The sequence below is a fragment of the Halomonas sp. TA22 genome (assembly GCF_013009075.1).
Taxonomy (GTDB): domain Bacteria; phylum Pseudomonadota; class Gammaproteobacteria; order Pseudomonadales; family Halomonadaceae; genus TA22.
This window is the reverse complement of sequence record NZ_CP053108.1, coordinates 237662-262083: the sequence shown is the minus strand read 5'-3', so window position 1 is coordinate 262083 and position 24422 is coordinate 237662. Positions and strand designations below refer to the sequence as shown.

The 24422-nt window shown below is 59.8% G+C and carries 21 protein-coding genes, 2 pseudogenes and 1 CRISPR repeat array; of the genes and pseudogenes, 12 read left to right on the top strand and 11 right to left on the bottom strand.

Annotated features, from left to right (window positions below):
• Positions 1 to 209: 209 nt before the first annotated feature.
• Positions 210 to 425 carry a carbon storage regulator CsrA gene (csrA, locus tag HJD22_RS01225; protein ID WP_208656623.1) on the top strand — a complete coding sequence of 72 codons (216 nt, stop codon included), beginning with the start codon at positions 210 to 212 and terminating at the stop codon, positions 423 to 425.
• Positions 426 to 506: 81 nt separating this feature from the next.
• On the opposite strand, the gene gfa is transcribed toward csrA, so the two are convergent.
• Together gfa and pqqA are read right to left on the bottom strand one after the other, a co-directional pair.
• Positions 507 to 1079, bottom strand: a complete 573-nt coding sequence (gene gfa, locus HJD22_RS01220) for an S-(hydroxymethyl)glutathione synthase (protein ID WP_208656622.1) — start codon at positions 1077 to 1079, stop codon at positions 507 to 509.
• Positions 1080 to 1183: 104 nt separating this feature from the next.
• A complete protein-coding gene (pqqA, locus tag HJD22_RS01215; RefSeq protein ID WP_134847308.1) occupies positions 1184 to 1255 on the bottom strand; it encodes a pyrroloquinoline quinone precursor peptide PqqA in 72 nt (23 codons plus the stop codon).
• 272 nt (positions 1256 to 1527) lie between these two features.
• Between pqqA and HJD22_RS01210 the strand changes: the two genes are divergently transcribed.
• From HJD22_RS01210 to HJD22_RS01175, 8 genes are all read left to right on the top strand, one after another.
• Positions 1528 to 3354 carry a methanol/ethanol family PQQ-dependent dehydrogenase gene (locus HJD22_RS01210; RefSeq protein WP_208656621.1) on the top strand — a complete coding sequence of 609 codons (1827 nt, stop codon included), beginning with the start codon at positions 1528 to 1530 and terminating at the stop codon, positions 3352 to 3354.
• Positions 3355 to 3455: 101 nt separating this feature from the next.
• Positions 3456 to 3944: a c-type cytochrome gene (locus tag HJD22_RS01205; protein WP_208656620.1), complete on the top strand. Its 489-nt coding sequence runs from the start codon at positions 3456 to 3458 to the stop codon at positions 3942 to 3944.
• Positions 3945 to 4007: 63 nt separating this feature from the next.
• Complete coding sequence (locus HJD22_RS01200) at positions 4008 to 4880, top strand: quinoprotein dehydrogenase-associated putative ABC transporter substrate-binding protein (protein ID WP_208656619.1); 873 nt, start codon at positions 4008 to 4010, stop codon at positions 4878 to 4880.
• Positions 4877 to 5530 (top strand): hypothetical protein, encoded by a 654-nt coding sequence (locus tag HJD22_RS01195; protein WP_208656618.1) that lies wholly within the window; start codon positions 4877 to 4879, stop codon positions 5528 to 5530. Before HJD22_RS01200 ends, HJD22_RS01195 begins: the two co-directional genes overlap by 4 nt.
• Before the next feature lie 35 nt (positions 5531 to 5565).
• Positions 5566 to 6804 (top strand): ABC transporter substrate-binding protein, encoded by a 1239-nt coding sequence (locus tag HJD22_RS01190; protein WP_248730048.1) that lies wholly within the window; start codon positions 5566 to 5568, stop codon positions 6802 to 6804.
• Positions 6792 to 7796, top strand: coding sequence for a PQQ-dependent catabolism-associated beta-propeller protein (locus tag HJD22_RS01185; RefSeq protein WP_208656617.1), 1005 nt, complete (start codon positions 6792 to 6794; stop codon positions 7794 to 7796). The genes HJD22_RS01190 and HJD22_RS01185 overlap by 13 nt, the downstream gene beginning before the upstream one ends.
• Entirely contained in the window at positions 7793 to 8560 is a 768-nt protein-coding gene (locus HJD22_RS01180) for an ATP-binding cassette domain-containing protein (RefSeq protein ID WP_217267796.1), read from the top strand. Before HJD22_RS01185 ends, HJD22_RS01180 begins: the two co-directional genes overlap by 4 nt.
• A complete protein-coding gene (locus tag HJD22_RS01175; RefSeq protein ID WP_208656616.1) occupies positions 8557 to 9366 on the top strand; it encodes an ABC transporter permease in 810 nt (269 codons plus the stop codon). The genes HJD22_RS01180 and HJD22_RS01175 overlap by 4 nt, the downstream gene beginning before the upstream one ends.
• Positions 9367 to 9372: 6 nt before the next feature.
• On the opposite strand, the gene HJD22_RS01170 is transcribed toward HJD22_RS01175, so the two are convergent.
• The 4 genes from HJD22_RS01170 to HJD22_RS01155 are packed head-to-tail and all read right to left on the bottom strand — an operon-like array spanning position 9373 to position 14739.
• Positions 9373 to 9729 (bottom strand): cytochrome c family protein, encoded by a 357-nt coding sequence (locus HJD22_RS01170; protein ID WP_208657037.1) that lies wholly within the window; start codon positions 9727 to 9729, stop codon positions 9373 to 9375.
• A 34-nt stretch (positions 9730 to 9763) separates the two neighbouring features.
• Positions 9764 to 10108 carry a hypothetical protein gene (locus HJD22_RS01165; protein WP_208656614.1) on the bottom strand — a complete coding sequence of 115 codons (345 nt, stop codon included), beginning with the start codon at positions 10106 to 10108 and terminating at the stop codon, positions 9764 to 9766.
• A gap of 46 nt (positions 10109 to 10154) precedes the next feature.
• Positions 10155 to 13010, bottom strand: a complete 2856-nt coding sequence (gene fdhF / locus HJD22_RS01160; RefSeq protein WP_208656613.1) for a formate dehydrogenase subunit alpha — start codon at positions 13008 to 13010, stop codon at positions 10155 to 10157.
• 10 nt (positions 13011 to 13020) lie between these two features.
• The gene (locus HJD22_RS01155; protein WP_208656612.1) at positions 13021 to 14739 is read right to left on the bottom strand and encodes an NADH-ubiquinone oxidoreductase-F iron-sulfur binding region domain-containing protein; all 1719 of its coding nucleotides are present in this window, start codon (positions 14737 to 14739) and stop codon (positions 13021 to 13023) included.
• A gap of 364 nt (positions 14740 to 15103) precedes the next feature.
• Between HJD22_RS01155 and HJD22_RS01150 the strand changes: the two genes are divergently transcribed.
• Positions 15104 to 15838 carry a trimeric intracellular cation channel family protein gene (locus HJD22_RS01150; protein ID WP_208656611.1) on the top strand — a complete coding sequence of 245 codons (735 nt, stop codon included), beginning with the start codon at positions 15104 to 15106 and terminating at the stop codon, positions 15836 to 15838.
• Positions 15839 to 15935: 97 nt separating this feature from the next.
• On the opposite strand, the pseudogene HJD22_RS01145 reads toward HJD22_RS01150, so the two are convergent.
• From HJD22_RS01145 to HJD22_RS18055, 4 genes and pseudogenes are all read right to left on the bottom strand, one after another.
• Positions 15936 to 16627: pseudogene (locus HJD22_RS01145) on the bottom strand (hypothetical protein).
• A 356-nt stretch (positions 16628 to 16983) separates the two neighbouring features.
• A complete protein-coding gene (chrA, locus tag HJD22_RS01140; protein ID WP_208656610.1) occupies positions 16984 to 18354 on the bottom strand; it encodes a chromate efflux transporter in 1371 nt (456 codons plus the stop codon).
• An 80-nt stretch (positions 18355 to 18434) separates the two neighbouring features.
• Positions 18435 to 18839, bottom strand: coding sequence for a hypothetical protein (locus HJD22_RS17735; protein WP_248730047.1), 405 nt, complete (start codon positions 18837 to 18839; stop codon positions 18435 to 18437).
• Entirely contained in the window at positions 18758 to 18934 is a 177-nt protein-coding gene (locus HJD22_RS18055; RefSeq protein ID WP_367947663.1) for a DUF4113 domain-containing protein, read from the bottom strand. The genes HJD22_RS17735 and HJD22_RS18055 overlap by 82 nt, the downstream gene beginning before the upstream one ends.
• A gap of 91 nt (positions 18935 to 19025) precedes the next feature.
• Between HJD22_RS18055 and HJD22_RS01130 the strand changes: the two genes are divergently transcribed.
• Positions 19026 to 19769 (top strand): Crp/Fnr family transcriptional regulator, encoded by a 744-nt coding sequence (locus HJD22_RS01130; RefSeq protein ID WP_208656608.1) that lies wholly within the window; start codon positions 19026 to 19028, stop codon positions 19767 to 19769.
• A 262-nt stretch (positions 19770 to 20031) separates the two neighbouring features.
• Complete coding sequence (locus HJD22_RS01125) at positions 20032 to 21345, top strand: site-specific integrase (RefSeq protein ID WP_208656607.1); 1314 nt, start codon at positions 20032 to 20034, stop codon at positions 21343 to 21345.
• 136 nt (positions 21346 to 21481) lie between these two features.
• Positions 21482 to 24257: a CRISPR direct-repeat array (repeat unit 29 nt; unit sequence CGGTTCATCCCCACGCCTGTGGGGAACGG).
• Positions 24258 to 24296: 39 nt separating this feature from the next.
• On the opposite strand, the pseudogene HJD22_RS18050 reads toward HJD22_RS01125, so the two are convergent.
• Positions 24297 to 24356, bottom strand: a pseudogene (locus tag HJD22_RS18050) (SelB C-terminal domain-containing protein); the annotation flags it as partial.
• Between the last annotated feature and the right edge of the window lie 66 nt (positions 24357 to 24422).

The window sequence follows — 24422 nt, the reverse complement described above, 5'->3', positions numbered from 1 at the left end:
ATGCGATCGTTAAGATTTTTATGGCACTTGTGATTTTTTTGGCATGATTGTTGCTTTGGGTTGCTGGGTGTTATCCGTCTCCCAGCGATAGCGTGCTTGAAGGATGCCTGGATGACTGAGCAGCATTTTGATTACATACACTCTATGAGGCTCGTTATCCGCCCTTGGGATTGGATATGACGCTCATATATCAATTTAAAGGAAACGTAATGCTTATCTTGACCCGGCGTATTGGCGAAACGTTAATGATCGGTGATGAAGTCACGGTCACTATCTTGGGAGTGAAAGGGAACCAAATACGCGTGGGAATCAATGCGCCCAAGCATGTTTCGGTTCATCGCGATGAAATATATCAACGCGTTAAGCAGGAAGAGAAGAAGCAGCAGCATGCTGCGAAGCAGGACAAGCCACTTCGCATTGCATGAAAGGCATAAATCACCGGAGGTGATATCGTATCCAGATACAGCATTTACTACCATATTCAGCTGTGATTCTTCATGCTTCTCCTAGTTCAGCGCTCCTTTGGCCTTGGCAGTGTGGGTAGCTATGGCATCCATCAGCGGTGGCGATAGGCAGTCATAGGGTGTCAGGCCGAGTTCGCTCAAGCGTGCCCGCACCGCACCCATTTGCTGTGGATCGGTTCCCGATTCGATAATCGAGGAGACGAACGCCGCGAATTCAGGTGCCGCCCAGCCCTGCTCATCCGATAGTTCGGTATGAATGAAATCCAGGCCATGAAACGGATGAGTGCTGCTTTCGATGCGACCGAACATATGCACACCGCACTCCTTGCAGGCATGGCGCTGGATGGCAGCAGAGGTATCGACGACCTGCAGTTTCTCTTCATGCCCAATGAGACTGACGCTATCTCGAGGCACGACAGCGACCATCGAGAATAGCGCCCCGCTGGGCTTCCAGCATTTGGTGCATCCGCATACGTGGTTATGGGCGCTTTGGGATTTGACGCTCACTTCTACCTGATCTGCAGGGCACTTGCAGTGCAGGGTGCCGCCGTGGAAGTCGTCGCTAGCTGGGGTGACGCCGTCATTCACGGAGGGGTGGATATTGATATGGCTCATAATGCTCTCCCGTTGTTGTGTTGTTATGTCGGGTATGGGGCTGTATCGAGGTCGTTAATTCATTGGGGCAAAGGCTCCGCGAACGGAGCCTTTGCCTGTCCTTATCAGCGATTGGCAATATAAAGCGTTACTTCGAAGCCGAGCCGCAGGTCGTTATAAGCAGGCTTTGTCCACATGAAATATCTCCACTGGTGATTCGTTATTGTTGGTGTCCTGCTTGAAAATAAGACATTACGCTATGGTCTGCCTTGAGACTTAAGTCGTGGTTATGCCCCCTTTTGTTATAAAGGAAAGCATTATATTTAATCCCAAAGTCGCGTTTTAACGATTTTTTGCTTGGCCATGCCGAACTTGTGCTAGACCTTCAGAGTGCTGTCACGAAAACGATAACAACAATCGGTGTCTCGACAACCGTTCGATACACCTTCTGTACTACGGAGACCACGCCATGCTTCGTGAGATGAGCTTCGCCATTGCCACGGTGAGCCTGATGACCGCAACGGCGATACAGGCCAACGACAATCAGAAAGAACTGCAGAGCAACCCTGACCTATGGGTCACTCAACTCGGTAACTATCAAGGGCATCGCTATAGCGAGCTGGACGAGATAAATCGCGATAACGTCAACGATTTGCGATCGGTATGGCAGTTCTCCACGGGGGTATTGCGGGGTCATGAAGGCGGACCCTTGTACGTGGGCGATGGGCGCCTCTACATTCACACTCCCTTTCCTAACAAGGTGTTCGCGCTCGACCTGGAGGAGGAGGGCCGCGTCATCTGGTCCTATGAGCCTGACCAGGATTCGCGCGTCATTCCGGTGATGTGCTGTGACACGGTCAATCGTGGCCTGGCCTATGCCGATGGCAAGCTGTTTCTGGGTCAGGCGGACAATACCTTGATTGCCCTGGATGCCGAGACAGGCGAGCTATTGTGGGATGCCAACAACGGTGATCACACCATCGGCGAGTCCAACACTATGTCGCCGCTGGTGGTACACGACAAGGTGATCATGGGCATCAGCGGCGGCGAGTTTGGGATTCGTGGCCATCTAACGGCGTACGATATCGAAACCGGCGAAATGGCGTGGCGTGGCTATTCCACGGGCCCGGACGATGAAGTGCTGATCGACCCTGAGACTACGTTGATGATGGGCGAGCCGATCGGCGATGCTGACCTCGGCGTGAGCACTTGGCCGGAGGGCGAGTGGGAGCGGGGGGGCGGGGCACCCTGGGGCTGGGTCACCTACGATCCCGAACTCGATCTGATCTATTACGGCACCGGTAACCCCGGTACTTGGAACCCTGAGCAGCGCACCCTTGATGGAGAGCCCGCCGACAACAAGTGGGCGATTACCGTATTTGCGCGTGACCCGCAAACCGGCGAAGCCAAGTGGGTCTACCAGAAGGTGCCATTCGATGAGTGGGATTATGACGGCGTCAATGAGAACGTACTGATCGATGTCGAGATCGATGGCGAGCAACGTAAGGCGCTCTCGATCATTGATCGTACCGGCTTCGGTATGCTGCTTGACCGCGAGACGGGCGAGCTGCTGGTGGCCGAGAAATTCGCGCCGGAAACCAACTGGGCCGACAGCTACGACATGGAGACCGGCCGTCCCAACGTCAATGAGCAGTACAGCACCTATACCCAGGGCGTAGACGTCAATACCACGGACATCTGTCCGACCGCCATGGGTGCCAAGAACATGCAGCCGAGCTCCTACTCACCGAACACCGGTCTGGTCTATGCCGGCATCAACCGTATCTGCATGAACTACGAGCCGTTCGAGACCGATTATGTCGCGGGCCAGCCCTATGTCGGTGCCACCCTGACCATGATGCCCGCTCCGATGGAGAATGGCGGCATGGAAGGGCGGATGGGCAGCTTCATCGCCTGGGACCCGGTGGCCGGCGAAGTGGTCTGGGAAGTGGATGAACGCTTCGCGGTATGGAGCGGTGCGCTGACCACGGCGGGTGATCTGGCCTTCTACGGCACGCTCGAGGGCCACATCAAGGCTGTCGATATCGAGTCCGGCGAGGAACTTTGGCGCTTCAAGACACCCTCCGGAATCATTGGCAACATCAATACCTTCCGCCATGAGGGCAAGCAGTATATCGCGGTCCTCTCAGGGGTGGGTGGCTGGGCTGGCATCGGTCTTGCCGCGGGGCTCGAGGATCCCGAGGAGGGGCTGGGTGCGGTAGGTGTTTTCTCGGCACTCAGCGACTATACCGAACTGGGTGGCGTGCTGACGGTATTCGCTCTGCCCGATGCGTGAGGATGAGATTCCAGGAGGCCGTAGTGCCTCCTGGCGTTGCGTAATGCCAAGTTCGCACTGCTCAACCGCTAATAAGCCCCCCCCATAAAAGGGCACGTACTATGACGAAACGCTGCAAATCACGCCGGTTTACCTTCATCGCGGCTGCGCTGGGTGCCACTCTGGTGGCATCCGGGCTCAGTTTGGCCTTCGCCTCCGACAACGGTCGCTACGGCATCGACTACGGCGACCCCACCGCCTTCATCGTCGAAGAGGGTAACGTCGACCCCGGTACCTACCAGGGCTATCTGGTCTTTACCCGTCACTGCATGGCCTGCCACGGGCCCGATGGCCTGGGTTCCTCCTTTGCGCCAAGTCTGGTCAAGGCGGCAGAGCGCCGCTCGTTTGCCGAATTCGCCCAGACGATCGCCGGTGGTCGGGATGTATTGCCAGGCCAGGTCATGCCCTCCTTTGCCGATGACTCCACCGTGTTGAGCAATATCCCCAATATCTACCGCTACATGACGGCGCGCGCTTCGGGAGAGCTGGGGCGGGGTCGGCCACGCGTCATCGAGGCGATGCAGGAGGAGGCGCCCGAGAACGATCAGTGAGGTTCATCCAATCGGCTGTGCCAATCAAATGGCAGAACCCTTATCACATGATTGGAGGACATCATGAAGCTCTACATCTCTCTGCCCTGCGTTGCCTCGCTCGGTCTCGTGGCGCTTGTCTGCATGCTCACGCCACCCGCCTGGGCGGATCTGCCCGAGCGTGACGATCGCGAGTTTCTGCGTGTCTGCGCCGATGGCAACAACTTGCCGTTCAGCAATAGCGAAGGCGAGGGTTTCGAGAACCGTATCGCTGAGCTGTTGGCCGATGACCTGGGATTGCCGCTGCACTATGTCTGGGCTCCCCAAATCATGGGATTCGTCCGCAATACCCTGGAGTTGCGGGTCTGTGATGTGATCATCGGTGTTGCTGCCGGCTACGGCTTCGTGCAGAACACCAATGAGTATTACCGTTCGGTCTACTCCCTGGTATTGCCTGCCTCGTCGAATCTCGACGTGTCGAGTCTCGACGATAGCGATCTCGACGGCTTGGCCATTGGCGTGGTTGCCGAGACCCCACCCATGGTGCCGCTGCGTCGCAGTGGCGCCAGGGTGAAGGGCTATCCGCTCCAGGTGGATACCCGCCAGCGTACCCCGGTACGCGATGCGGTAGCCGATGTCGCGGCCGGCGAGACCGATGGTGCGGTGATATGGGGCCCCATGGCCGGCTATTACGCCGCTCGTCACGATCCGCCGCTGAACGTGATCCCCTTGCACGCCGACGAGAGTGGAGCGCGGCTCGATTACCGCATCACCATGGGGGTACGGCGTGGCGAGCCTCAGTGGAAGGATGCGATCAACGAGTTCATCGAGCGGAGACGGGAGGAGATCGACGCCATCCTAGTCGAGTATGACATTCCCTTGCTGGATCGCCGCGGCCAGCTGCTTGCGCTTCCTGGGAAGGGCGAGGTGGACGATAACAGGGAGGCCCAGCCATGATGCGCCCCTTGCCTCGAGTAGTACTGACCTTGCCGTTGACCCTGACGCTGTGTTTGCCGTTCTCCATGTTCCTCGCCGCTTCCGCTGAAGCCCAGCGCGCCTCCACGGGTCCTCCCGATTGGCCCTGCGTACAGCGCCTGGTGCCCGAGCTGGCCTGGGGAACCCTTTGGCCAGGCCCTTCGCTCGATGCACTCGAGCGGCAGTGGTGGGAGGACGAGGAGGTAGGACGCCTCGTGCGCTTCGCTGCCGCCAGGGAGACGCCTCGCGAGGAGGCGCTGGCGAGAATTCGCGAATTTGTCGAGCGCAGCGAGGGCGAGGCAGATCGCGAGGAGCGCCTCACACTGCTGTTCTCGGGGCTTTTCCAGCTCACCGACCGCGAGCGCAGCCGCACCATCGAGCGTATTCGTGGCGCCTCGCGCGGTCAGGTGTCGCGCCTGGAGAGCGTGGCAAAGATGGTCGACGAGCTCGAGGAGAAGCGCGCTGATGAGCACGTAGACCCGGAGGAGATCGAAGCACTCTCCAAGGCGCTGTTCTGGGATCAGCGCGCCTTCGAATCACGTCAGCAGGCGTTGCCGGCACTATGCGAGCAGCCCTACCTACTTGAAGAGAAGTTGAGCCAGATGGTGCGCATCATCGATGCAGGCCTGTAAGTCGACATACTGCAAGACGCCATTAAGGAGAGACGATGCTTCATTACTACAAGAACACGCATTGCAAAGAGCGCCGGCACCCCATGACGCGCTGGTTGATGGTCGGAGCGGTGGTGGGGGTACTGGGGTGGGCGGGATCGCTTCAGGCGCAGAGTGTCACCCTGACCCTGGGCTACCTGGGAATGGAGCGCCCCGACGACCTGGAGCCACTCTCGGTGCTCGACCCGGTGCTCGATGGCGAAGGCCTGCAGGGCGCTCGGCTGGCCATCAACGATAACAATGCCACCGGGCAGTTTCTCGGCCAGGAGTTCGTGCTGGTCGAGGTCACTATCGACCCTGGCGGGGATGTCGGGGTCGGACTCGGGTCGCTGATCGAGCAAGGCGCCGACTGGATCATCAGTGGTCTGGATGGTGAGTCGTTGCAGCAGCTGATGCAGCACCCCGACCTTGGCGAGCGGGTGGTATTCAATGCCGCCGCGCCTGATGATGTCCTGCGCGGCGAGGCGTGCCACCCCCAACTGTTCCACAGCGTACCCAGTCGGCGCATGCAGGCCGATGCCCTGGCCCAGTTCCTGGGCTTCAAGCAATGGGACCGCTGGGCGCTGGTGTATGGCAATACCGACGAGGATCGCCTGCTGGCCGAGACACTGCGTGCCTCCGCTGCGCGCTATGGGCACCGCATCGTCGGCGAGGCCATGTGGCCCTATGATCCCATGGCGCGGCGTGCCGAGGGCGGCTTTCATACCATCCAGCGGGAAATCCCGGTCTTCGTGCAGGAGCTCCCCGATCATGACGTATTGGTGATCGCCGATGAGACTGACTATTTCGGCGAGTACTTTCCCTTCCAGACCTGGCTACCCAGGCCCGTGGTGGGTACTCAGGGATTGATGGCCACCGCCTGGCACCGCTCGCACGAGTCTTGGGGTGCGGTGCAGCTGCAGCGGCGCTTCGAGAAAGTCGCTGATCGCTGGATGACGCCCCAGGATTTCGGCGCCTGGCTGGCGGTGCGCTCGCTTGGGGAGGCCGCCAACAGGACCGGCTCGGTCGAGCGTGATGCGATCATCGATTACATGCTCAGTGACGAGTTCGAGCTGGCGGGTTATTTGGGCTTCCCGGTGAGTTACCGCACCTGGAATCACCAGCTTCGCCAGCCGATTCTGATTGCTGGGCCACGCATGGTGGCGTCGGTCTCTCCTCAGGAGGGCTATCTGCATCCACGCACCCCGCTTGACGCCTTGGGTGCCGATGAGGGGGAATCGCAATGTCGCTTCTAACACCAATTATCACGTCATTGACCGGTAAAGCCGCCTTGGGAACCGTCTTGGGGACGCTGCTGGCAATGCCACTCGCGGCGCATGCCGAGCGCATCTTCGTCAGCAACGAGAAGGACAATACGATCTCGGTCATCGATGGGCAGAGCCTGGAAGTGGTGGAGACGATCAGTGTGGGGCGGCGCCCGCGGGCCATGGCGTTCAGCAGCGATGGCAGCGAGCTGTTCGTTGCTGTGGGCGACGATGAGTCCATCGACATGATCGATCTCGAGACGCTGCAGGTGGTACGCAGCCAATCCTCCGGCGATGATCCCGAGGTCATTCGGGTCGATCCCAACCGCCCCTACATCTATGTCTCGAACGAGGATGACAACATCGTCTCGGTGCTCGATTACGAGCGCCGCACGCTGGTGACTGAGATCCCGGTAGGCGTCGAGCCCGAGGGGCTTGGGATCAGCCCCGATGGCCGCTGGCTGATCGCCACGACCGAGACCTCCAACATGGCGCACATCATCGACGCCGAGGCGATGGAGGCCGTCCATCACCGCCTGGTCGGGGCGCGTCCGCGGCATGCCGAGTTCACTCATGACGGGCGCAAGGCCTGGGTCTCGGCGGAGATCGCCGCCACCGTGTCGATTCTCGACATGGTCGATAGCTTCGATGTCGAGCATACCATCCGCTTCGACGTGCCCGGCGTACCACGGGAGACCGTCCAGGCGGTGGGCGTGGCGTTGACCCGTGATGGTCGCTACGGCTTCGTGGCACTCGGCCCCTCGAATCGCGTGGCGGTCGTCGACCAGCAAACCTATGAGGTGCTCGACTACATTCTGGTGGGGCAGCGCGTCTGGCATCTGGCCCTGAACGGTGACGAGAGCCGGCTCTATACCACTAACGGAGTGAGTGGCGATGTCACGGTGATCGACGTGGCAAACCGCCGGGCGCTGCGCTCGATACCGGTGGGGCGCTTCCCCTGGGGGGTGATCGTCGAGCCGTGAGCGATCCGGGAGCGATAGCCCGAGAGGATGCGCCGGTCGCGCTGGTCATCGAGAACCTGAGCTTCAGCTATAGCGGCAAGCCGGTGCTGGAGAGCGTCTCCCTGCGGCTTGCTGCGGGCGAGTTCGCCGTGTTGCTGGGCCCCAACGGCGCCGGCAAGACCACGCTTTTCTCGCTGATCACCCGACTTTACGACCGCCGCCAGGGCGAGATCCGCGTCGGTGGCTTCGATCTGCGCGATGATGCGGTCAAGGCGCACGCCCAGATGGGAGTGGTCTTTCAACAACCGACGTTGGATCTGGACCTTACGGTGCGCCAGAACCTGACCTATCACGCGGCGCTGCATGGCATGTCCCGCCGTGTGGGGCTTGAGCGTGCTGCCGAACAGGCGGCCAGGGTCGGCATGACAGAGCATCTGCGAACGCGAGTGCGGCAGCTATCGGGAGGGCAGCGGCGGCGCGTGGAGATCGCTCGCGGTCTTCTGCACCGCCCACGCCTGCTGCTGCTCGACGAGGCAACGGTTGGTCTGGATAGCGCGGCGCGGCGCGCGCTGGTGGCGCATGCCCATCGCTTGTGTCGTGAAGAGGGGGTGGCGGTGCTGTGGGCGACCCATTTGATCGACGAGGTGCAGCCCGGCGATCGGGTAATCGTGCTCGAGCAGGGGCGCGTGCTTGCCAACGATGTGGTCGAAAACGTCGTGGCCAAGAGCGCCACCGCTTCGATGGCGGAGGCCTTCGACCAGTTGACCGGAGGGGGGCAGGCATGAGCGTTGCGCGCTATCTGCACTGCATGAACGGTGTGGTGGGACGTGAGCTGCTGCGTTTCGTTCATCAGCGCTCGCGCTTCATTGCGGCACTGGTACGACCGCTGGTCTGGCTGCTGGTATTTGCCGCCGGGTTTCGCATGGCGCTCGGGGTGGCCATGACCGAGCCCTATCAGACCTACATTCTCTACGAGGTCTACATCGTGCCGGGACTGGTGGGCATGATCCAGCTATTCAATGGCATGCAAAGCTCGCTCTCGATGGTCTACGACCGCGAGATGGGCAGCATGCGGGTGCTGCTGGTCAGTCCCTTTCCGCGCTGGTACCTGCTGGTGTGCAAATTGCTGGCGGGTACATTGGTCTCCATCGCTCAGGTCTATGTCTTTCTGCTGATCGCCTGGCTCTATGGCGTTCAGGCGCCAGCGATGGGGTATCTATGGATCCTGCCGGCGCTGGTGGTCACGGGGTTCATGGTGGGTGCCCTTGGCATGCTGCTGTCGACGTTCGTGCGTCAACTGGAGAATTTCGCCGGCATCATGAATTTCGTGATCTTCCCGATGTTCTTTCTCTCCTCGGCGCTCTATCCGCTATGGCGCATCCGTGAGGGGAGCTATGCGGTCTATCAGATCGCTGCCCTCAACCCCTTCACCCATGCGGTGGAGATGATCCGCTTCGCGCTCTATGAACAGCTCAACCCCGAGGCGACATTGATTACCCTGATCACGGCAGCAGTGCTACTGGGATTGGCGATCGTCGGCTACAACCCGGCTCGGGGCATGATGGCGCGCAAGGGAGGGGGAGGTGAGTAAGCGAGTTCAGGGAGCGTTTTCTGCGGCGTGCTGGAGATAGTCGATCAGCGGTGCGCGTAACCCCGGCGCCAACCCCCACAGCACCATCAAATTGCCGGGCAGCAGCGCATCGGGATCGGCGAGAAAGGCATCGAGCATCTCCGGTGTCCAGTTGAACGCGGCGTTGTCGAAGGCTGCCGAATAGGCGAAGTCTTCCACGCTGCCGGCGGGGCGCCCCATCAGTTGATAGAGGCTGGGCCCGGCCCGGTGTATGCCGGGTGAGAGTACGTGACAACCGGAGCACTGCTGACGAAAGATGCGCTCCCCCTGCTTGAGCGCGGCTTCGCTCTGGGCCCAGGAGGCGCTCGCCAGACCGAACAGCAAGCCTATCGCGGTCAGAGTGCCAACGCATCGCATGCTAGAAGCAGCGCAGGTCGGCTTCCGCCTGAACGCTGCGGAAGTGACGGAGCTGGTCCTGCATGCTGCGCTCGGTACGAAACAGCATGCCGAGCTCGCCGCGCTGGTCGTTCATGCGCATGACGGTCTCCACCGCCTCGTAATCGGCATAGGGCATCAGCTCGGCGATGGTGTCGATACTGCAGGCGCACTTCTGCATGACCAGGTAGTTCTGGCCATTGGCCGCCATGCAGCCCAGCACGTAATCGACCCGGGTCTCGGTGGGGTAGTCGTTGGCCATGGCCAGGGGTGAGGCCATCAGGGCCAGCGCCGCTGTCAGCCTGGCGAATGCATGGTGGTTATTCATAAGTCGCTCATCCCTATCTCATCCATAGCTCATCGCTAGCTCGGGTTCAGGTCGCCTCGATGTCTGCCGTTTTCGCCCGTGCCAGGCGGCATGCCGCATACTTGAACTCGGGAATCTTGCCAAAGGGGTCCAGCGCCGGGTTGGTGAGGATATTCGCTGCCGCTTCGGCGTAACAGAAGGGCACGAAGACCATGCCCTCCGGCATCAGCGGGTCGGTGCGACTCTTCAGCGTAATGCTGCCTCGCCGGGTGGTGATGGTGATCATCTCGCCGGGCAGGACGTCCAGCCGGCGGAGCTCGCCCGGGGCAAGGCTGGCCACGGCCTCGGGTTCGAGGATATCCAGCACCCGTGCCCGGCGCGTCATCGAGCCGGTATGCCAGTGCTCGAGCTGGCGCCCGGTGGTAAGCACGACGGGGTAGGCGGCGTCGATCGGCTCATCCGGCGGCAGGGGCAGCGTGGTGGAGAACCGCGCCTTGCCTGAGAGGGTGGGAAAGGCGTCCGAAAACACGATGTCGAACCCAGGGGTGTCATCCGCCGGGCATGGATAGGTCACCGAGTTCTCGCACTCGACCCGCTCCCAGGTGATATGGTCAAGCGATGGCATGCCACGTGTCATCTCGGCGAAGACCTCGCGTGGGTGAGCATAATCCCACGCCAGGCCGAAGCGTCGGGCGATCTCCTGAATGATCCACCAGTCGGGCTTGGCATCGCCGGGAAGCGGGATGGCGGCGCGTCCCATCTGCACCTGCCGGTTGGTATTGGTGACAGTGCCATCCTTCTCGGGCCAGGCGGACGCCGGCAGGATGATATCGGCGAACTGTGCCGTCTCGGTGACGAACAAGTCCTGTACCATCAAGTGCTCGAGCTTGGCCAGGGCGGCACGGGCATGGTCGAGGTCGGGGTCGGACATCGCCGGGTTCTCGCCCAGGATGTACATGCCCCGAATAGTGCCCGCGGCGATGGCGTCCATGATCTCGACCACGGTAAGGCCGGGCGTGGCGCTGAGCCGCGGGGTGTTCCAGAGCTCCTCGAAGGCGCTGCGCACCTGCTCGTCCGAGACTGGCTGGTAGTCCGGCATGACCATGGGGATGAGGCCGGCATCCGAGGCGCCCTGTACGTTGTTCTGTCCACGCAGTGGATGCAGACCGGTGCCGGGGCGGCCGGTATGGCCGCAGGCCAGCGCCAGCGAGATCAGGCAGCGGGCATTGTCGGTACCGTGGGTGTGCTGCGAGATTCCCATGCCCCAGAAGATCATTGCCCTGTCGGCATTGGCGTACTCGCGGGCCACCTCGCGAATCTCCTCGGCGCTGACGCCGCAGCTCTCGGCCATTGCCTCAGGAGTCAGCTCGCGGACGTGCGCCTTGAGCGCGTCGAAGCCCTCGGTATGGGCATCGATATAGGCCTGATCATAGAGCTGCTCGGTGACGATCACATTGAGCATGGCATTGAACAGCGAGACGTCGCTGCCTGGGGTGAAGCGCAGCATCTTGTGGGCATGCGCGCCCATGGCCTGTCCACGTGGGTCGATGACGATCAGTTTGGTGCCGCGTTTGGCGGCCTGCTTGAAGAAGGTGGCGGCCACCGGGTGGTTCACCGCAGGGCTGCAGCCGGTGAGGATCACTACATCGGCTTCCAGCGCCTGCATGAAAGAGGCGGTCACCGCTCCCGAGCCGATGCACTCCATCAGCGCCGCCACTGAGCTTGCATGGCATAGCCGGGTGCAATGGTCGACGTGATTGGAGCCGAAACCGGTGCGTACCAGTTTCTGGAATAGCCAGGCCTCCTCATTGGAACATTTGGCGCTGCCGAAGCCGGCCAGGGCATCGGGACCGTGGCGCTGTTTGAGCGCTACCAGCCCGGTGGCGGCAACGTCCAGCGCCTCTTCCCAACTCGCTTCACGAAAATGCGTGGTGGGATTGGCTGGGTCGAAGGTCGGATCCAGCCCCTTCGGTACGCCTTCGCGTCGCAGTAGTGGCCTGGTCAGGCGCGCAGAATGGCGTGAGTAGTCGAAACCGAAGCGCCCCTTCACGCACAGGCGATTTTGATTCGAGGGTCCGTTGCGACCCTCGACGAACAGGATCTGCGCGTCCTTGACATGGTAGGTCAGCTGGCACCCCACTCCGCAGTAGGGGCATACCGAATCGACGGTTTCATCGGCGGCTCTGGAATCGCCACGGCCCTGAGCATCGATCAGTGTTGCCGGCATCAGCGCCCCGGTGGGGCAGGCCTGCACGCACTCGCCACAGGCCACGCAGGTGCTCTCGCCCATCGGGTCATCGAAATCGAACACCACCTTTGAGGCCGCACCGCGATGCGCCATGCCGATCACGTCATTGACCTGCACTTCACGGCACGCACGTACGCACAGGGTGCACTCGATGCAGGCATCGAGGTCGACGTGCATTGCGCTGTGCGTGGCGTCGACGGTGAGTGAGTCCTTGCGAGGGGAGATATGATGCATGGTGGACGCGTCACGCTCGGCGCGTGATGGCAGACGTACTCTGACGGCGGTCGCATCGATCGCCAGCGTGTCGGCCATGTCCCAGAAATGGCTGCTGCGGTCGGGACTCGTCTCGCGCTCGGGGTGATCGGCAATGAACAGCTCCATTACCGTTTCGCGCGCCATATGGGCTCGTTCGGAGTTGGCGCTTCTGACCACCATGCCGGGGGCGGCTTCGCGCAGGCAACTGGCCGCCAGCACCCGCTCCCCCTCGATCTCGACCATGCACACCCGGCAATTGCCATCGGCCCGGTAACCCGGCGCGTCCTTGTAGCAGAGGTGGGGGATACGCTCGCCATTACGCTTGGCGACCTGCCATAGGGTCTCGCCGGGATAGGCCTCCACCTCGATGCCGTCAAGGGTCATATGGAAGGCTGGGAGAGGAATAAACGTAGCGTTCATCGGCAGGATCCTAGCTTTTGACGATGACGTGCTGAGCCGCCAGCGTATCGCGAAAATGGGTGAGCAGGCCGATCACCGGATTGGGGGCCGCCTGGCCCAGCCCGCAGATCGAGGCATCCATCATCACTCGAGACAGCCTGATCAGCTCATGGGCATTCCATTCGTCGCGCTCAAGCAGTGTCAGCATCTTTTCGGTACCCACTCGGCACGGCGTGCACTGGCCGCAGGATTCGTCGGCGAAGAATGCCAGCAGGTTGGTGGCGACTGCGCGCAGGTCATCCTGATCGGAGATCACCATCACCGCGGCCGAGCCGATAAAGCAGCCATGCTCCTGCAGGGTATCGAAATCCAGCGGCACCTCGGCCATCGAGGCGGGCAGGATGCCGCCCGAGGCGCCCCCCGGTAGATAGGCCAGCAGGCGGCTGTCCTCCTGCATGCCGCCACCATACTCCTCGATCAGCTCATTCAAGGTGATGCCCGCCGGCGCCAGATGCACACCCGGCCGGTTGACGCGGCCGGAAAGCGAAAAGCTTCTCAGCCCCACACGGCCATGCCGGCCATGGCCGGCGAACCACTCGGCACCACGCTGCCAGATCAAGGGAATCCAGTAGACGGTTTCGACGTTGTTGACCAGCGTAGGGCGACCGAACAGGCCGTTCTGGGCGACATAGGGCGGACGATGGCGCGGCTTGCCGGGCTTGCCCTCCAGCGACTCGAGCATGGCTGACTCTTCACCGCAGATATAGGCACCGGCGCCACGGCGGATCACGATATGGCCCGGTTCGACCAGCCCGGCGCTCTCCAGCTCGGCGATGGCGAGGCGCAGTACCCGGTGCAGGCCGGGATACTCGTCGCGCAGATAGATATAGAGCGACTCGGCCTCAATCGCCCAGGCGCTGATCAAGGCGCCTTCGAGAAAGCGGTGCGGTGCCCGTTCGAGATAGTAGCGATCCTTGAAGGTGCCAGGCTCGCCCTCGTCGGCATTGATGGCGCAATAGCGCGGGCCGGGCTCGTGCCGCACCAGTTGCCATTTCCTGAAGGTGGGAAAGCCGGCACCACCCAGGCCGCGCAGGTTGGAAGCCTCAAGTGTCTGTAACAGTTGCTCGATGCGCACGTCGCCCTGCCTGCATTGGGCAAGCAGACGATAGCCCCCTTCCGCACGGTATGCGTCCAGACGCTGCCAGTCTATCGCTTCAGGATGGAAGTGGCCGCTATCCAGCACGGCCTCGACACCCCTGGTCGTTGCATGCATGAGGTGACGATGCCCCACCTCGACCACTGGCGCCATGTCACAGCGCCCCATGCAGGGGGCACGTATCACCCGGGCTCTTGCCGGGTCCACGCCTGCGTCCAGTTGGGCCTTGAGTGTCGCGGCACCGGCGAGTTCGCAGCTGAGCGAATCGCAGACGCGAATCGTGACCGCCGGGGGAGGCGATTGATCATCGTGAACGATATCGAAATGGGCGTAAAAGGTCGCGGTTTCATATACCGCCGCCATCGGCAGGTTCATGTAGGCGGCCAGCGCCCGCAGGTTCTCCATCGACAAGTAGCCGTAGCGGTCCTGCAGTGCATGCAGATGTTCGATCAGCAGGTCGCGGCGGCGCAGCGTCTCATCCCTGCGCTCATCACCGAGCAACAAGCGCAACGCTTCCAGGCTGACGGGGTCCAGGTCACGGCCTTTCGGCTTGCCGCGAAAGCGACGTATGGGGGGCACGGTCTGTTGAGTCATGGGCGTGCTCGTTATTGTCCTTGTTCGCGGCCATTATTGGCAACGTGCTCTATTAGCAAGGCCGCCCATGGCGGGCCCAGCAAGAAACTTAATGTCAACTTTTCTTGGCAAGTCGAGATTGAGGAGAGCCCTCATGGAGACAAGCTGGTCACTTCAATCTAACGGATGTGGTCGGACCCGCAACCGAGACTTTGTATGTAGCGCGAGATAGTCCTGGCGTGGCGCCAGTCTTGAGCCTTCTTCTACTGCACACGGTTTCACTGACAGCTATCATCAAACCTCGAAAGTAGCGATATGTTAAACGCACTGAACTTATTAGAGCGCAGTCCAAGCTTGATTCGTAACGTCATTGAGGAGCTTTGCTTTGCTAGGATGGGTTTATTGGCTTGATTTGATTGGTGTAGTGGTTTTTGCGCTCTCGGGGGTAATACTGGCCTGCCGTACACGGATGGACCCGTTCGGAATGCTGGTGCTAGCGGCCGTAACGGCAATTGGCGGCGGCACTCTACGCGATCTGCTGCTCGGGGTGAGTCCTGTCTTCTGGGTGACCGACCCTACCTATATATGGGTGATCATCGCCACGGTAGTCCTTTCGATCAGTGGCTTTCATTATATCCATCGGATATCGCGCGTTTACCTGCCGGTGTTGGACGCCTTCGGTCTCGCCCTGTTCACCATTCTAGGTGCACACAAGGCCTTGCTGCTGGGTCATACTGGCATTGTTGCCGTACTGATGGGACTGATGACAGGTGTGGCGGGCGGCATGTTGCGCGACGTACTCGCACGTCGTGTGCCGATGGTTCTGCGTCAGGAAATCTACGCGACTGCCTCCATTGCCGGTGCCTGTACCTATGTCATTCTGGAGAGGCTGCCCATTCACTCCTATCTGGCTATTGCGTTGGCCATTGGCGTTATTCTGGTATTACGTCTCAGCGCTATTTACTGGCATCTTTCCCTGCCGGTTTTCGCGTGGATCAACGCACCGCCTGAGCCTTCATCGAAAGAGGCACCGAGCGATGTGAGCTCGGCGTTGGCAAGCAAGCCTCGCAAGGCTCGTGTGCGCATGATCCCGCCTGGAAGGCATCATCGTAAACGCTGACGAGCTAGGGGCATGATATACAAACCTAGAACCCCCTTGGATCAGGACTAATCCAAGGGGGCTCTTAGCTTCAGGCTGTATGAACACCAACCAATACTCAGACAACGCCTTGTTCAATCATCGCGTCAGCCACTCTACGGAAACCGGCAATATTGGCTCCCAGAACCAGGTTGTATGGCTGACCAAATTCTTCCGAGGTGGTCGAGCAGCGTTTGTATATATCTCGCATGATCATTTGCAGCTTCGTATCCACCTTTTCCATAGACCACTGCTGCATGCTGCTGTTCTGGGCCATCTCCAGCTGGCTTGTGGCCACGCCACCCGCATTTGCCGCCTTGCCAGGGCCGTAGGCAATCTCCGCGTGAAGAAAGCGATCCACTGCATTTGCGGTCGATGACATATTTGAGCCTTCACTTATGCAGAAGATGCCATTGGCAAGCATGGTCTCGGCATCGGCTTCGGTGAACTCATTCTGCGTTGCGCAGGGAAACGCGAGGTGAGCCTTGAAACGCCATACCGCATGTCCATCTCGAGGATAGCTCTGCGTATCGATGTATACGGCCTCAGGGTGATGTTCGACATACTCGCTCAGTGATTGCCGCTTTGTTTCCTTGATCAGCTTGAGAGTATCGAGATTGATGCCTTGTGCATGATGCCAAGGGAGTCGGAGCAAGAAACCGGAATGGCCCCTAATTGATAGCGTTTTTCGATGGTATAAATAGCGACGTTGCCGGCTCCCGACACCAAGCATGTCTTGCCGGCGATCCCTTCTCCACGCGACTCAAGCATATTCTGTGCGAAGTAGATCGCGGGACCAAAGCATGACGTTGACGCTCGAACCTCGAACCTCCACCTAGCCCTTTCCCCATGTTCAGCAGCAGGCGTCGCCTGTTCAGGTGAGCGTTCGGCTCGCCTTCGCAGGCCCACAACGATACGACCTACAACAAGGGTAAACGGTGCAAGATGCAAACCGTCTGGGAACGGTTGGAAAAGGAGTTGCAGGGCTTGACGAAAGCGGCTCGGTTAGCAATATCGTGACACTGCACGTGTATGGCAGTTTTGCCATATGCTAAAATCTGCAAACCCATGTATTTCTTCGGTTTTACCTCTTCCTTGTATGCGAAGCTCGGAACTTATCGTGGAAACTAGAATGCCAGAGTAAATAGGATTCCTAGTAGCGCACAGCCGCCCAGCACCTTGAGCATGCCGACCTTGAAGCGAAAGATGGCGATCATGGCCCCGGCGGAGAGCAATAGGGCAAGCAGATCCAGCGAGGCCAGATGCGGGATCAACAGGCGAATTCCCAGAAAATGCCACTCCTCAACCTCAGCAAAGATTACGTGGATACCGAACCAGATCGCCAGGTTGAGAATTACGCCTACTACCGCGGCCGTAATGGCGGACAGCGCAGCACTCAGGGCACGGTTGTCGCGCAGACGCTCCACATAGGGCGCCCCCAAGAAGATCCACAAAAAGCAGGGCACGAACGTCACCCAGGTGGTGAGCACCGCCGCCAGCGTTGCTGCCAGCATGGGGTCTAACCCAGTGGCCTCGCGGTAGGCGCCCATGAAGCCGGCGAACTGCACTACCTGGATCAGCGGCCCTGGGGTGGTTTCGGCCATGCCCAGACCATCGAGCATCTCTCCAGGGGCCAGCCAGCCGTAGTTCTGAACTGCCTCCTGAGTCACGTAGCCGAGCACGGCATAGGCGCCACCGAAGGTGACGACCGCCATCTTACTGAAGAAGGTGGCGATCTGGCTGAAGACGTTCTCACTACCCAACATAACCAACAGCAGTGCCACCGGAGCCAGCCACAGCAGCAGGAAGGTCGCCGAGATGCGCAGTGACCAGCTGCGATTGGGGTGCGCATGGGCCGGTAGTCCCTCACCTAGCAGCGAGTCGCGGTCGCTCAGGCCCTGGTCGCTTCCATCTCCATGGCCACTGCCTACCTGAAACGCCGCCATGCCGCGCTTGCCACCCCAGTAACCCAGCAGGGCCGCACTCAGGATGATCAACGGGAAAGCCACTTCAAAGAAGAAGATTGCCACGAAGGCCGCCGCCGCCAGGCCCAGCATGATCCGATTACTGAGCGCCCGCTTGCCGATTCGCACCACGGCATTGAGCACCACCGCCAGCACCGCGGCCTTGAGACCGAAGAAGAGCCCCTCGACCAAGGCTACATTGCCCAGTGAGGCATAGAGGTAACTCAGCGCGAGGATGGCGATGAAGCCAGGCAGTACGAAGAGACTGCCGGCCACCAAACCGCCTTTGGTACGATGCATCAGCCATCCGATGTAGATGGCTAGCTGCTGCGCCTCCGGCCCCGGCAGCATCATGCAGTAGTTGAGCGCATGCAGGAAACGTCGCTCGCCGATCCATTTCTTTTCCTCGACCAGGATGCGGTGCATCACCGCGATTTGGCCAGCGGGACCGCCGAAGCTCAGCATGGCCACGCGCAGCCAGACCATCACGGCCTCACGGAACGGCACTTGGGGCGTCGCATTGACAGGCAGCATGACACACTCTTGAAGAAGTTAGGGCAAATAATTTTGTAGAAGGTATAACCTGAGTGTTATTGCATACAACGGTGAAGAGTTCATGACAGGAGGCAGTCGCCGATTGGCAGCAGGAGTGCCCCAATCTGGAAGAGCGTGGGGCGCAGCGCAGTCTTCTTCAACTGCAGCGGTGTTGTCCTACCGAAACTGTCGGTTATCTCGTACATCAGTTGATAACCTGCGTTAAGACAGAGCGGATGGATGTCTGTCATTGTGTGGTTGTAGAGCAAGGATTGCTCATCAGGGAAGACCAAGCACGGAAGGCTCGATGGTAACAAGGACGCGCGGACAGGATGTTCGTGGAGAGCAAGCAAGGACATGCAATGATCAAAGCCCGGCTTCGGCCGGGCTTTCTTTTGTCTTGCTATCGCATCCTGACGATCGGTAGTTCGTCCCAGCGCGTCGTCGTGTAGCGGGACGTTCGGGCGTTGCTTCTCAAGTGCCATGCGGCACCCTGCGCCCGGTGCAGTCCCGCATATGTGCACACCGTGGCTTTGCCATTGAGCTGCATCCGCGAGCGCCACCTAGCCAAGCATTTCATCATGAAGCATGATTAGTCTGCAAAAAAACAGATCGTCCACACCCTAGACTGTTGCAAGGGGCTTCAGTCCTGCTAGCTATGGAGCCTAAGCATGGCCGCACTTTCTTATTCACCCAACACGCTCATGATCCGCAAGCTGGAAAGGATATTTACCCTCTCGAGCGAGGAAAAACAAGCGCTCCAGGACTTGCCGATTCAAACAAGGGCCCTCAAGCCCAACCAGGAAATTATTCGTGTTGGTGATGAACCATCATCTTGCTGCTTGATACTGGAGGGTTTCACTTGTGTCTACAAGATGACCGTCGAGGGTAATCGGCAGATCTTGGCCCTACATGTTCCCGGCGACATTCCGGACCTACAAAGCCTGCACTTGAGGGTTCTGGATATGAGTATTGCAACGATGAGCCCCTGCCTGCTCGGATTCATTCAGCATGAAGACATGCGCAGTATTTGTGATCGCTATCCCCAACTTACTGCAGCGTTCTGGCGTGAAACATTAATTCATGCATCGATCCTTCGCGAGTGGCTGTTGAATAACAGCCAGCGCGTGGCCTACAAACGGATTGCTCATTTGCTCTGTGAGCTTCTAGTTCGTTTGAAGGCGGTGGGGCTGGCTGAGGAAGATACATTCGATCTACCGGTTACTCAGATTGAGCTAGCTGACGCGACAGGCATAACCATGGTTCATATGAACCGGATACTTCAGTCGCTTCGCTCCAAAGGCTTGATCCAAACCATGAGAAAGCAGATAACTGTTCCTGACTGGAAGAAGTTGAAGGAAGTGGGCGAATTTGACCCTCTCTACCTTCATTTTCTAGCGAAGAATACAGCTTGATTTACCGCATGGGACAGGGGAGCGACAGCTGAGAGGTTGGTGGTGGTCCGTTTCCTATTGCCGGACGTTTTTGTCAATGAGTCATCCGTAAAACCTCGCCGGAGCGCCAATAACCATGCGGAGCATAGCGGCTGTATGCTATCAGTAGGAAAGGCAGGCTTTGCTTGCATCGCAATTGGTTAGACGCACAGCCGCAACACTGGCAATGCTGATGCGACGAGCCCTTCCCGAATCCTCTATTTTGCAGTGGTGTCCAAGACGCGTGAGTCGGGCCAAAAAAAAACTTACCTCGAGCAAGGCAGTCGAAAATTTCAAGGCTCCAGAGGGCAAGACGAAGGCGCGGGTAGTCGTTTCTAATGGCAAGCTCGGTGGGTTAGCCCTTGAAGCTCGCCCTGATAGGCAAGCGAAGCGCTGGATTTACCGCTATCGCCAAGGCGAGACGGTGGTGGAGTATCAGCTCGGCAGCTTTCCCCAAATGAGCCTCGCCGAGGCTCGCCAATCCCACAAAGTAGCCTTTGAGCTCGTCAGGCAGGGTATCGACCCCCGCAAGCAGCGCAAGGCCGTCAAAGCCGCCAACCAAGCGGCTTGGACGATGGGTGAAGCTTTTGAGAAGTGGATCGACTTTTATGCGTCGGCCCCGGCACGGGGTGGGCTACCACCGACCGAGCGCACTGTGCGTAAGCAGAAGGGGCGGTGGCGGTTGCACCTGGAGAAGCGGCTGGGTGGTGCTTACGTTCGGGACATGAGTCGCCGCTTGCTTATTGAGGTGCTTGAGGACATCGCCGGCTCGGCCAGAGAGGAGGCCCGGCAGTGCCTCACTCTACTTCGGCAGCTGCTGGACTACTGCGAGGATCGCGAGCAGATCGGCGATAATCCGGCAGCTGGTTTGAAGCCTGCCAAGGTGAAGGCGAGGCCAGGCAAACCACGTGAGCGCCACCTGAAACTGCCTGAACTGATGGAGCTTTGGGAGGTGATCAACGAAAGCCGCGACGCCGTGGGGTTGGCCTCCACTGCGATGCGCTCCGTGTCGGTTGCCAATGCAGTCAGACTGTTGATCCTGACCGGGGCACGCCGTGCTGAGGTGGCATCTATGCGCTGGGATGAGATCAAGAAGGATACCTGGCACATCCACGCTTCGAGAACCAAGAGTGCACGTGAACACAAGGTACACCTTTCCAACCAGGCGCTAGCAATACTGGATGAGCAACGAAAGTTGTCGAATAGCGAGTTTGTCTTCGCGTCCAGCCGTAATGTCGAGAAACCGATTCACTACGATACGATCACTACAGCGATTGCCAGATTGCAGGGCAGGGCGAGAAAAGAGCCCGATGCTGAAGCGGCGCTCTACCACCTCGAATACTTCACCGTGCATGACCTTAGGCGTTCTGTTGCGACCCTGTGGACCGAGACCTTCATGGCTGATCCACTGCTGGTGGACGCAATGCTGGCTCATGTGCCTCCAAGATTGGTCGGTACTTACAACAAGGGGAAGCGGTACAGAATGCAAGCCGAGATATGGGAAAGGTGGGGCGTGGTATTCGCGGGGCCTGACGAAATCGGTCGGAAAGCAATGTAGTGGCATTTAAGCGATAGGGGAAACGCTGCATGAACCCCGTGTAACCCTCCCCTAAAATAGCGGCATTCGCAATTAGAGTTCTCCGGCTTACACTAGCGCAAAGGTGGGAAGGGTCGACATTGGCTCTACTCCTCGCCGGTTCATCCCCACGCCTGTGGGGAACGGAGTTACCAAGGTTACGTTGCAATGGAGCAAGGCGGTTCATCCCCACGCCTGTGGGGAACGGCTCGTGTGATCTATGCTCCACTGGTCATCTCCCGGTTCATCCCCACGCCTGTGGGGAACGGATCACTAAGACCAACCAGCCATGGCCCCCAGGCGGTTCATCCCCACGCCTGTGGGGAACGGATTGAGTTCCCGGTGAGAGTTGCTATAGCAGCCGGTTCATCCCCACGCCTGTGGGGAACGGTCCTTTGATTGAATACCACCTGCCAAGCCAGCCGGTTCATCCCCACGCCTGTGGGGAACGGCGAAGAGGCCAGTGACCCTCATAGTCAGTATGCGGTTCATCCCCACGCCTGTGGGGAACGGAGTGATAGTCAGGGTCTTCCTCATGTTATTAACGGTTCATCCCCACGCCTGTGGGGAACGGCTCCGCGTGACTAATGCCGCTACGTGCCGCATCGGTTCATCCCCACGCCTGTGGGGAACGGTTTCGTATTGTACGCGGCTGCGTTGGTACTATCGGTTCATCCCCACGCCTGTGGGGAACGGACCGTGTCCGGATTTATTCATGCCTGCGTCTCCGGTTCATCCCCACGCCTGTGGGGAACGGGCAGCAAGCGTGCGCGACATTTGCGACACTAATTGGTTCATCCCCACGCCTGTGGGGAACGGATAGTATTCGAAATGTGCCCGCACGCAGCGGGCGGTTCATCCCCACGCCTGTGGGGAACGGGGTTCCAGTATCCCGAGAGTCCTCTGGATGGCCGGTTCATCCCCACGCCTGTGGGGAACGGGGGGGCTCCGCCGGCTGCGAAGGACTCAACGGCGGTTCATCCCCACGCCTGTGGGGAACGGGTTTTCGTCGGTGTCTTCCCGGTACGTGTAGCCGGTTCATCCCCACGCCTGTGGGGAACGGGGCGAAGCTGATGATCTTGGTCATGGTGTCCTCGGTTCATCCCCACGCCTGTGGGGAACGGGTCAACCTGTGCAGCATCAATCAAATGCTGTTCGGTTCATCCCCACGCCTGTGGGGAACGGCATGATAGATGGTAAAGTAGGTGTGCTCTTCACCGGTTCATCCCCACGCCTGTGGGGAACGGTCATCTGTGCTGCTCCTTCGGTGGTGGTGTGGCGGTTCATCCCCACGCCTGTGGGGAACGGTAGAAATGGGGTTACAGCAACAAACGCCGCTGCGGTTCATCCCCACGCCTGTGGGGAACGGATCCACACATGGAATCACGTAGACCTTTGAAACGGTTCATCCCCACGCCTGTGGGGAACGGAATTGAAGCCGCTGAAAGCGCTTCTGAGTCGGCGGTTCATCCCCACGCCTGTGGGGAACGGAAACGCTACCTTAACTCCGAAGGTTTCGAGAACGGTTCATCCCCACGCCTGTGGGGAACGGCCCATCCTCTACATCCAGTACGATTTCCTCCGCGGTTCATCCCCACGCCTGTGGGGAACGGATTTCAAATGAAATTCTGTGTGCATACTCCAACGGTTCATCCCCACGCCTGTGGGGAACGGGCATGCCTGGCAGCGCCGCCCAGCAGCGAGGACGGTTCATCCCCACGCCTGTGGGGAACGGGGCGTTTGCCGCCTCTGATGGGATAGCGTCTACGGTTCATCCCCACGCCTGTGGGGAACGGTCGCCAAAGCCGGTGTTGTAGACGGCCAGCAGCGGTTCATCCCCACGCCTGTGGGGAACGGTTTGGCAAACTCCAATAGCTCGGCGGTTAGGGCGGTTCATCCCCACGCCTGTGGGGAACGGAGCTGCGCGCGTCTCAAGCTCGCGAGCAGATGCGGTTCATCCCCACGCCTGTGGGGAACGGGGATTGGAGCTCTGCCGCATCGGCTAGCATCTCGGTTCATCCCCACGCCTGTGGGGAACGGAGCCCGCAACCGGGCAAGGTCGAGTTGTATGACGGTTCATCCCCACGCCTGTGGGGAACGGCAGCCGTCCTGTATCCAGTTGCTCGACACGAGCGGTTCATCCCCACGCCTGTGGGGAACGGGCCGCATTTGCAGCGCTTGTGATCGCTCATGCCGGTTCATCCCCACGCCTGTGGGGAACGGACCACCATCCATGCCGCCGTGAGCACAATCGGCGGTTCATCCCCACGCCTGTGGGGAACGGGGCCGGGGTGAAGGTGGATGACCAGTACCAAGCGGTTCATCCCCACGCCTGTGGGGAACGGATGACCTGGCCACACTCCAAGCCGTGCACGATCGGTTCATCCCCACGCCTGTGGGGAACGGTTTGTCCACTCGCATAAGCGATCTGCTCAACTCGGTTCATCCCCACGCCTGTGGGGAACGGGAGTCAGGGCAGAAGGTCACTGGCCAGATCAACGGTTCATCCCCACGCCTGTGGGGAACGGCCTGCTTACGAGGAGTTCGATGACTCGATTCCCGGTTCATCCCCACGCCTGTGGGGAACGGCATACTCTGTCGGGCATGACGGAAACATTGAACGGTTCATCCCCACGCCTGTGGGGAACGGTGGCCCGCTCTCGACTGCCATCGATAAGCGGGCGGTTCATCCCCACGCCTGTGGGGAACGGTTAGCCGGGCGACGGCTGGTCAAATGCAGGAACGGTTCATCCCCACGCCTGTGGGGAACGGAGGTAGAGGCACGTCCATGTGCCGGGATCGTCCGGTTCATCCCCACGCCTGTGGGGAACGGATCACGCCCTCGCCGGTCGCCCAGTCTTGGGACGGTTCATCCCCACGCCTGTGGGGAACGGGTCGAGCGATGTGATGCAGCCTACCGGCAACACGAAGAATTCAAGGATTTGTATCGCCAGTTTGCGCCCGGTACCGATCCGGTCGCGGAACGCGGCGATACGGGAGAAATATCAAACTCCATTTTGGGGCAACTCCGGTTTTTTTCGTTCAATTTGGTGCATTAA

Bases quoted from the DNA above. Each gene is read 5' to 3' on its own strand.
- csrA (WP_208656623.1), top strand. From the start codon at position 210: ATGCTTATCTTGACCCGGCGTATTGGCGAAACGTTAATGATCGGTGAT.
- gfa (WP_208656622.1), bottom strand. From the start codon at position 1,079: ATGAGCCATATCAATATCCACCCCTCCGTGAATGACGGCGTCACCCCA.
- HJD22_RS01210 (WP_208656621.1), top strand. From the start codon at position 1,528: ATGCTTCGTGAGATGAGCTTCGCCATTGCCACGGTGAGCCTGATGACC.
- HJD22_RS01205 (WP_208656620.1), top strand. From the start codon at position 3,456: ATGACGAAACGCTGCAAATCACGCCGGTTTACCTTCATCGCGGCTGCG.
- HJD22_RS01200 (WP_208656619.1), top strand. From the start codon at position 4,008: ATGAAGCTCTACATCTCTCTGCCCTGCGTTGCCTCGCTCGGTCTCGTG.
- HJD22_RS01195 (WP_208656618.1), top strand. From the start codon at position 4,877: ATGATGCGCCCCTTGCCTCGAGTAGTACTGACCTTGCCGTTGACCCTG.
- HJD22_RS01190 (WP_248730048.1), top strand. From the start codon at position 5,566: ATGCTTCATTACTACAAGAACACGCATTGCAAAGAGCGCCGGCACCCC.
- HJD22_RS01185 (WP_208656617.1), top strand. From the start codon at position 6,792: ATGTCGCTTCTAACACCAATTATCACGTCATTGACCGGTAAAGCCGCC.
- HJD22_RS01175 (WP_208656616.1), top strand. From the start codon at position 8,557: ATGAGCGTTGCGCGCTATCTGCACTGCATGAACGGTGTGGTGGGACGT.
- HJD22_RS01165 (WP_208656614.1), bottom strand. From the start codon at position 10,108: ATGAATAACCACCATGCATTCGCCAGGCTGACAGCGGCGCTGGCCCTG.
- fdhF (WP_208656613.1), bottom strand. From the start codon at position 13,010: ATGAACGCTACGTTTATTCCTCTCCCAGCCTTCCATATGACCCTTGAC.
- HJD22_RS01155 (WP_208656612.1), bottom strand. From the start codon at position 14,739: ATGACTCAACAGACCGTGCCCCCCATACGTCGCTTTCGCGGCAAGCCG.
- chrA (WP_208656610.1), bottom strand. From the start codon at position 18,354: ATGCTGCCTGTCAATGCGACGCCCCAAGTGCCGTTCCGTGAGGCCGTG.
- HJD22_RS17735 (WP_248730047.1), bottom strand. From the start codon at position 18,839: ATGGCACTTGAGAAGCAACGCCCGAACGTCCCGCTACACGACGACGCG.
- HJD22_RS18055 (WP_367947663.1), bottom strand. From the start codon at position 18,934: ATGAAATGCTTGGCTAGGTGGCGCTCGCGGATGCAGCTCAATGGCAAA.
- HJD22_RS01130 (WP_208656608.1), top strand. From the start codon at position 19,026: ATGGCCGCACTTTCTTATTCACCCAACACGCTCATGATCCGCAAGCTG.